This window comes from Candidatus Hepatincolaceae symbiont of Strigamia maritima, assembly GCF_055505085.1.
In genome coordinates this window covers 1-933 of record NZ_DBKDTU010000081.1, presented here as the reverse complement: position 1 = coordinate 933, position 933 = coordinate 1, and the positions used below count along the sequence as shown (strand labels likewise).

The window sequence follows — 933 nt, the reverse complement described above, 5'->3', positions numbered from 1 at the left end:
TGACGGAGATACTATAACAGCTAAGAATACAAATACCGACAAATCACAGAAAATAAGATTGGTCGGGATTCAGGCTCCGGAACTCTTTACAGAAACAGAACCTTTTCCTTATGCAATCTTAGCTAAAGAAAAATTAGCAGAATTACTATTGCATCAAGAAATTTATTTAAAAATCAATCCAATTGAATCTACTGATAAATATCAAAGACTTCTGGCTCATATTTGCAGAGTTAAAGATAACTTATGGATTAATGCAAAAATGCTTGAGGAATCTTTAGCTTTTACCTATATCTTAAGCCCTAATACTTTCTATCTTAAAGATTTAATCAAGATAGAAAACAAAGCTATATTAGTACAAAATAGGCTTTGGTCTCATCCTAATTATACTCCGATTACTCCTAGTGCAACTAAGTATATTGTTAAACAATATAAAGTTATTGACGGAGAAATCTTAGCTTATAGGAAGTCTAAAACCTATCTTTTCTTATACTTAGAAGCAGAACAAGAAAAAGGATTAGCCTTAAAACTTAAACCTTTACTTCAAAAACAGCTACGAATTACTAATCCTCAACTCTTAATTAATAAAAAAGTAAGAGTAAGAGCTTTTATTAATCCTGGTAACAAAAAATTTGGTCCGTCTATTAATATTATTGATCCTTCTGCTATAGAATTTCTTTAAACAGATAATTATTAACCACATACTTTATCACATAACTTTTAAATAAATATCTATATAAGACTCTCTACTCTATAACTTTAAAATAACTGTTACATATTAGAGGACTACAAATTCTAATATAAGACACTACTTGCTATAAGAAAACCAACATATAATAATTTGTGCAACTTCTACTATTTATAGTACCTTTGGCTGGTAAGTTATTATGTTATCAACCAACAGGTAGAAATATCAAAGAGTTTTATAAATAGATA

General features: G+C 28.4%; 1 protein-coding gene. It reads left to right on the top strand.

What is annotated here, in order from left to right; genetic code table 11:
• Positions 1 to 679, top strand: a 679-nt coding sequence (locus ACQCX0_RS01990) for a thermonuclease family protein (RefSeq protein WP_462562481.1), incomplete at its 5' end; no start/stop codon positions are given.
• Positions 680 to 933 lie beyond the last annotated feature (254 nt).